2 protein-coding genes are annotated in these 7722 nt (G+C 72.0%); both read right to left on the bottom strand.

The window, feature by feature from the left end; genetic code table 11:
* On the bottom strand, positions 1-5653 hold a 5653-nt coding region (locus PV396_RS33180; RefSeq protein WP_319210972.1), incomplete at its 3' end, for a polyketide synthase.
* Between the two features lie 569 nt (positions 5654-6222).
* Entirely contained in the window at positions 6223-7710 is a 1488-nt protein-coding gene (locus PV396_RS33175) for an MFS transporter (RefSeq protein WP_319210971.1), read from the bottom strand.
* Between the last annotated feature and the right edge of the window lie 12 nt (positions 7711-7722).

Below are 7722 nucleotides of genomic sequence, written 5' to 3'. Positions count from 1 at the left end.
CCACCGGATACCCGGTCCGCTCACCGATGATCTCCAGCACCACTCCCAACACATCCGCCTCCGAGAACCCCACGGCAGCCGGGGCGGGGGCGGGGACAGGCACGGCCGTCGTCAACCGCGCCGCGAGCCACGCCGTCACCGAGGCCGCCGTACGGGCCTTGGCCAGCTCCTCCAACTCGGCATCCTCGAGCACCGTGAGGTCACCACCACCCCCGACACCGAGCCGCTGCGCCAACTCACCCGCGATCTCCGCCCGCTTGATCGAGTCGATACTGAGATCCGCTTCCAGATCAAGATCCGGCTCGATCATGTCCACCGGATACCCGGTCCGCTCACCGATGATCTCCAGCACCACTCCCAACACATCCGCCTCCGAGAACCCCACGGCAGCCGGGGCGGGGGCGGGGACAGGTGTGGGCACGGCGTAGAGCGCCGGCGGGTACGTGGGCGCGGGCGCCGGCGCGGCCTGCTGCACCTGGGGGTGCGTCTGCGCGACCCCCAGGGACTCCTCCGTCGCCGCCGGTCCGGGTATCCACTGGCCCGGCGTCGCGCCGAAGTACGTCAGGAGTACGTCCCGTTGGGCGGCGACCATCTCGCGGCTGGTGCGCAGGAACTCGGAGATCAGCGCGTCCCTGCCGTCGGTGCCCGGGGTGGCGTCCTGGTGATTCGCGGTCACTGGCGTCGTCTCCACTACGCGTCGGGCCGGTGCCAGGGCACCGGGGAGGAGGTCGCCGGCGGCGGTGCGGACCAGATGGCCGTCGACCGTCCAGCCGGGGCGCTTCGGTGCCTTGGTGCGGGTCGCGTCGACGGCGTCACGCCCGTGGAAGAGCCATCCGGTGCGCACCGGCAGCCCCGCGACGGCCAGTTGGGCCAGCGCGTCCAGCCAGCCGCGCAGTCCGCTGTCGGGCCGCGGTTCGCAGGCGACCGTGCGGTGCGGGCGGTCGCCGAGGATCTGGCCGACCAGTCGGGTCAGTACGGACCCGGGGCCGGCCTCGACGAAGATCCGGGCGCCCGCCTCGTACATGGCCTCGATCTGGGCGACGAAGCCGACCGGGGCGCCGATCTGGGCCGAGAGTTCGGCGCGCACCGCGTCCGCGTCGGCGGCGTACGGGGCGGCCGTACGGTTGGACCACACCGTGAACTCGGGTGCGCGCACGGGATGTTGGGCCAGGGACTCCGCGAAGAGTTCACCCGCCCCGGCGACCAGTGGGCTGTGGAAGGCACAGGCCACGGGGATGCGCTTCGCGCCCAGCCCGGCCGCGCGCAGCAGGCGTACGGCCTCGTCGACCGCCTCCGTCGGTCCCGAAATCACCGTCTGCGTGGGCGAGTTGTGGTTGGCGACGACTACCGAGGCGGGCGCGTCGGCGGCGCGAAGGGCCGCCGTGACCTCCTCGGCGCCCGCCGACACCGCCGCCATGGTGCCCGCGTCGTCGCCGCCCGCGTCACCGGCGGCCGAGAGGATCGCGGTCGCGCGCTGCGCGCTCAGCGCGATCAGGGTTTCCGGGTCGAGGGCGCCGGCCGCGCTGAGGGCGACGAGTTCGCCGTAGCTGTGCCCGGCGGCCATGTCCGGGCGTACGCCCGCCGTGGTGAGCAGGGCGTGTGCGGCAAGGCCGGCGATGCCCAGGGCGGGCTGGGCGACCCGGGTGTCGGTGAGGGCGGTGTGCTGGCGGTCGCGGGTGGCGTCGTCGAAGGGGGTGGGCGGGTAGAGGATGTCGGCGTGGTCGCGGCCGAGCTCCAGGTAGTACTGGAGTTCGGGGAACGCGACGAACACATCGGCGAGCATCCCGGTCCGCTGGCTGCCCTGCCCGGGAAAGAGGAAGGCTACCTGGCCCGGCATCTCCTGTTCGGGCTCATGCCCGGGCTTTTGTTGGTGCTGACCCTGCTGGTCCCGCTGGCTCTGCTTGCTCTGCTTGCTCTGCTTGCTCTGCTGACTCTGCGCGAGGTGGACGCCGGCGCGTGGTTCGTGCTCCCCCGCCAGCGCGCGCCGCAGCTGCCCTACGAGCCCCGCCGGGTCCGTCGCCACGACCGCGACCTGCACGGGCTCGTGCCGGGCGTCGGAGCGGCGCGAGGCGGCGAGCGCCAGATCGCGCAGCCGCCAGGACGACTCCTCGTCCTCCGCCGCCTTCAGCACGTCCTCGATGGCCCGCCGCGCGCCCGCCGGATCGGCGGCCCGGAAGGTGAACAGCTCGGCGGGCCAGGCATCGAGTGTGTGCGTGGGCGCGGCGGAGTCGGCGTAGGCACCCAGCACCACATGGAAGTTGGTCCCACCGAAGCCGAACGCGCTGACCCCTGCGACGCGTTCATGCGCCGGTGCCGCCCAGGGCCGCGCCTGCCCGTGGAACACGAACGGGCTACTGCTCTCCTCCCAGGCGGAGTTGGGCTCGCTGACGTGCAGGGTGGGCGGCTTGACCCCGGTGTGCAGGGCCAGCACGGTCTTGATGAGCCCGGCCAGTCCGGCGGCGCACTTGGTGTGCCCGATCTGCGACTTGACCGAACCGAGGGCGACGGCACCCGGCTTCGCCCCGGCCCCGCTGAACACCTCGCTCAGGATGGTCAGTTCGGTACGGTCGCCCACCACGGTTCCCGTGCCGTGCGCCTCGACCAGCCCGACCTCGGCGGGTGACACCCCGGCGTTGCGGTACGCCCGCCGCAGCGCGATCCGTTGCCCCTCCGGCCGGGGAGCCGTCAGCCCGAGCGAGCGTCCGTCGCTGGAACTGCCGACGCCCTTGATGACACCGTAGATCCGGTCGCCGTCGCGCTCGGCGTCCGCCAGCCGCTTCAGGACGACGCACGCGACGCCCTCCCCCAGCGCGATCCCGTCCGCCGAGCTGTCGAAGGCGCGGGACCGCCCGGTCGGGGACAGGGCGTGCACGGAGGAGAAGAGGACGTAGTCGTTGATGCCGTTGTGCAGATCGGCGCCGCCGCACAGCACGACGTCGCTGGTCCCGCCCACCAGTTCCTTGCAGGCCACGTCGACGGCGGCCAGGGACGAGGCGCACGCGGCGTCGACGGTGTAGTTGGCGCCCCCGAGGTCGAGCCGGTTGGCGATCCGGCCGGAGATGACGTTGGAGAGCATGCCGGGGAAGGAGTCCTCGGTCAGCCTGGGCAGCTGGTCCGCGAGCCCGTCGGGCACCTTGCCGTAGTAGGAGGGCAGTACGGCTCTGAGGGTGCCCGCGTTGGACAGGTCGCTGCCCGCCTCCGCGCCGAAGACAACCGACGTGCGTGAGCGGTCGAACTCCCGCCCCCGCTCCCCGTATCCGGCGTGCGCCAGGGCTCGCCGGGCGGCTTCGAGGGCCAGCAGCTGGACGGGCTCTATGCTGCCGAGCGAGGTGGGCGGAATGCCGTACGACAGCGGGTCGAAGGGGATGCGGGGCAGGAAGCCGCCCCACTTGGACGGCGTGACGCCACCGTCCCCGTCCGCCTCCGAGTAGTGCACGGCGGGGTCCCAGCGGTCGGCCGGCACCTCCCCCACCGCGTCGTGACCGCCGACGATGTTCGCCCAGAAGGAGGCGAGGTCGGGTGCGTCCGGGAACATGCAGGCCATGCCCACGACGGCGACATCGAGGGGCGCGGGCGCCGGGGCTTCCTCCGGCGGACGCACACCGAGAGGCTCCAGCAGCCGCGCCGCCCGCCCGGTGAGGAAGTCGGCGGCGCCGTCCGCGACGGAGTGGTGCAGCGCGTCGATGGTCGTGGTCGCCGAACGCAGTACGGCCACTTCCCCGGCCATGAACATGCCGTCGGCGAGCTGCCGTTGCTCGTCCACGGCCGCCAACTCGCCCTGGGTATCACGCTCGATGCCCTTGCTGGCGATCCGCAGCCGCCCGATGTTGAGCCGTTCCAGCTCCTCCCAGATCCGCCGCTCGGGCACCCCGCTCGCCCTCAACTCCGCCTCGAGCGCGCGGTAGTTGTCGCTGAACGGGCTGGGTACGCACCGGGTGGCATGACCGGGTGCCGTCTCCAGCAGCGCGGTGCTGGTCGCGTCGACGACCTGGCGCTGGAAGAGCGGCTGGACCGCCCCGCAGGCCACGGCCTCCTCGGTGAACAGATAGGCGGTGCCCATCAGCACCCCGACGGACGCGCCGCGCGCGGTCAGCGGAGCGGCGAGGGCGGCGACCATCGCGGCCGACCGTTCGTCATGGACGCCGCCCGCGAAGAACACCTCGATCCGCTCGGCCTCACTGGCCGGCGCACCGGCCAAGTAGTCCTCGATAACGGCGAGTTGGGCCTCCCAGAGCGGAAAGCTGCCGCGCGGCCCGACATGCCCGCCGCACTCGGCCCCCTCGAACACGAACCGGCGTGACCCGGCTTCCAGGAACTGCCTCAGCAGACCCGGCGACGGCACATGCAGGAAGGTACTGATTCCGGCCCGCTCCAGCACCTCGGCCTGGGCGGGCCTGCCGCCCGCGATGACGACGTGCGTGGGCCGCAGCTCCCGTACGGCTTCGAGCTGGGCGTTGCGCAGTTCCTCGGGCGCGAACCCGAGGACGCCGACACCCCAGGGCCGGTCGTCTCCGACGGCTTCCCGGGTCTCGGCCAGCATGGTCCGGGTCTGCTCGCTGGTGGCGAGGGCCAGCGCGACGAACGGCAGCGCACCGCTCCCGGCGACGGCCGCCGCGAACCGCGCCTGGTCGCTGACCCTGGTCATCGGGCCCTGGGCGACGGGGAGTTGGGTGCCGAGGGCCCGGCTCATCGGCGAACCCGCACGCAACGCACGTACGGTCCCGTCACCCCGTACGACATCCCGTACGACCTCCCGCACCGCGTCGGTGAGGGCGCGGACCGTGCGGGCGGTGTCGCCCCAGCGGTCGGCGAAGTGGGCGGCGAGGAAGCCGTCCTGGCCGACCGGGAGGAGCTGGGTGCGCGGGTCCTGGGCGCCGAGCAGCGCCGCGACCACCGCCGGATCCCCGGCCGGGACGGGCGGGGCGTCGGGGCCACGCCGGTGCAGTACGCGATGGCCGGCCACGACGACGGTCTCCGAGCCGTCCATCGAGCGCAGCGCGGCAGCGGTCGTTTCCGGCAGCGACGACTCGGCGAGCAGGGCGAGTTGGCTGTCGAGGACGACGCCGGCGGCTCCCCCGGCGACAGCGGCGGCGGCCGTACGGGGGCCGATGCCGCCACGGGCCCAGACGGGCAGTTCGATGCCGGGTTCGGCGAGGAGCCGTTGCAGCAGGACGAAGGTGCTGAGTTCGCCGATCCGGCCGCCGCCGTCGCTGCCCCGGGCGATCAGCCCGTGCGCACCGGCGCGGACGGCGGCGAGGGCCTCCGCCAGGTCGGTGACCTCGACGAGGACGCGGTGGCGGGCGGCGAGGTCGGGGACCGGCCAGAGGGTGTCGGGAGCACCGGGGGCGTCGGCGGCCAGGATCACCGTGTCCGGGCCGTCGTCCCCGGCCAGGTCAGCGGGGGTGAGTCGGCAGCGAGGGTCGATTCGTACGCCGTAGCGGAATCCGGGGGTTGGGGCGGAGGCGGAGGAGGGAGCGCGGGCGGCGAGGCGGCGCATTCTCGCCAGGGCGTCTCTCGCTCTGCGGTCACCGAGGCCCAGGTCGAGTACTCCCAGGGCGCCCGCCCGGCTGACGGCGGCGGCGAGCCGGGCGTCGGGCTCGCCGAAAGGGGTGACTCCAATGATCATGTCAACGGCGCGCACGGCAGACGTCATGATTCTCCGAAATATTCGGTGAAACTGCACGGTGGGGGTTTTGTGTGGCGCGGAGGCACTTCATCTCAGGGGGGGGAAACCACCGGGAAGCTAGCGCCGACATTACTCGCGAGTCAACATGGCGTGGAGCATTCCGTATGCGGCCGATACCATTCAGCCAGCACCGACCAGCCGTCCCAAGTCCCGAAAAAACGTTCAATTCCCAAACAGTTGCGACGTCAGCGCAGAGCCGACGACCACCCCTCGACGTCAGGGAGTTTCACGATACCCCGGTGAATTCACTTCTGCATCACGCCCTGGAAACACCATCGGCGGAGGAAGTAAACCTTGTAAATTCCTCATGTCGACGCCCCTGGCGGCCGAATCGGGCCATGCGTGGGACACCCCTCGGCGCGACCAAAGAACCCGCCGGGCGAAACCGAGAACCCTCTACTTTCACGCGCCCTCCGCAAGAGGACAAGAGACGGGACACGACAGAACGAGCCGACCTCCCCGGCGGACACCAGGGGAGGTCGGCTCGCTACGAGGGCAAGGACGAAGACGCGGACGAGGGCGCGGACGACTGACCGTCAGGCCTTGACCTCGGCCGAGTCGGAGGCGATCCCCGAAGCCGCCTCAGCCTCCGACGCGGCCCCCGCCGGGCGCACCGGAATGAGGAAGGCGACGACCGCCGCCGCGAGACCGACACCGCAGCCGATCATCATGGCGGACCGGAATCCCGCCTCGGAGGGCAGCGCGAAGCCGCCGAAGTCGGTGGTCATCTGCGCCAGGACGACGCCGATGACGGCGGCCGAGACCGAGCTGCCGATCGAACGCATCAGGGTGTTGAAGCTGTTGGCGGAGGCGGTCTCGGACTGCGGGACCGCGCCCATGATCAGCGCGGGCATGGCGCCGTAGGCGAAACCGACACCCGTGTTGCAGACGATGGTCACCGCGAGCAGGCCCCACGTGGAGCCGGAGCCGACGAGCGGCAGGGAGATGCCGTACCCGATGGCGATGACCAGGCTGCCGACGGAGAGCGTGACCCTGGGGCCGGACTTGGCGGAGAGCATCGCGCCGAGCGGCGACATGACCATCATCATCAGGCCGGCCGGAGCCATCCACAGCCCCATGGCGAGCATGGACTCGCCGAGCCCGTAACCGGTCTCCTTGGGCAGCTGCATCAGCTGGGGGATGACCAGGGACTGCGCGTACATCGCGAACCCGACGAGGATCGAGGCCGCGTTGGTCATCAGCACCTGCGGACGGGCGGTCACCCGCAGGTCGACCAGCGGCTCGGCGCTGCGCAGCTCCCACCGGCCCCAGGCCAGCAGTACGACCACGGCGACGGCGAACAGCCCGAGGGTGATACCGCTGCCCCAGCCCCAGTCGGCACCCTTCGACACGGCGAGCAGGAGGCAGATCAGCGCGGTGCCGAGTCCGATCGCGCCGAGCAGGTCGAAGCGCCCGGAGGCGGTGTTCTCACGCCCGGCGGGCACGAACAGGGAGATCAGCGCGGCGACGGCGAGGGACAGCGCGGCCACGACCCAGAACAGCACCCGCCAGCTGGCGTTCTCGGCGATCGCCGCGGAGAACGGCAGCCCGAGGGCGCCACCGACACCCATGGACGCGCTCATGATCGCGATGGACGAACCGAGCTTCTCCGCCGGTACGACGTCCCGCAGCAGGCTGATGCCCAGGGGTACGACGCCCATGCCCATGCCCTGGAGTCCACGCCCGGCGATCATCGGGAGCACGGAAGAGGAGAGCGCGCAGACGACCGAGCCCAGGATGAGCGGCACGAGCGAGGCGAGCAGCATGCGCTTCTTGCCGTACATGTCGCCGAGCCGGCCGGCGACCGGGGTCACGACCGCCGCGGCCAGCAGGGTGGCGGTGATCACCCAGGACGCGTTCGAGGCGGAGGTGTCGAGGATGCTCGGCAGCTCCCCGATCAGCGGGACCACGAGGGTCTGCGTGATCGCGGCCACGATGCCGGCGAAGGCGAGGATGCCGACGACTCTGCTGGAGCCGGGGCCGGAGCCCGAGTCGGGGCCGGAGTCGGGCTTGGAACTGTCCACTGGGTTGCTCCC

Origin of the sequence: Streptomyces sp. ME02-8801-2C (assembly GCF_033793965.1) — a bacterium.
Lineage (GTDB): Bacteria > Actinomycetota > Actinomycetes > Streptomycetales > Streptomycetaceae > Streptomyces.
Note: the sequence above shows the minus strand (reverse complement) of the source record. Positions and strands in the feature narration are given on the sequence as shown.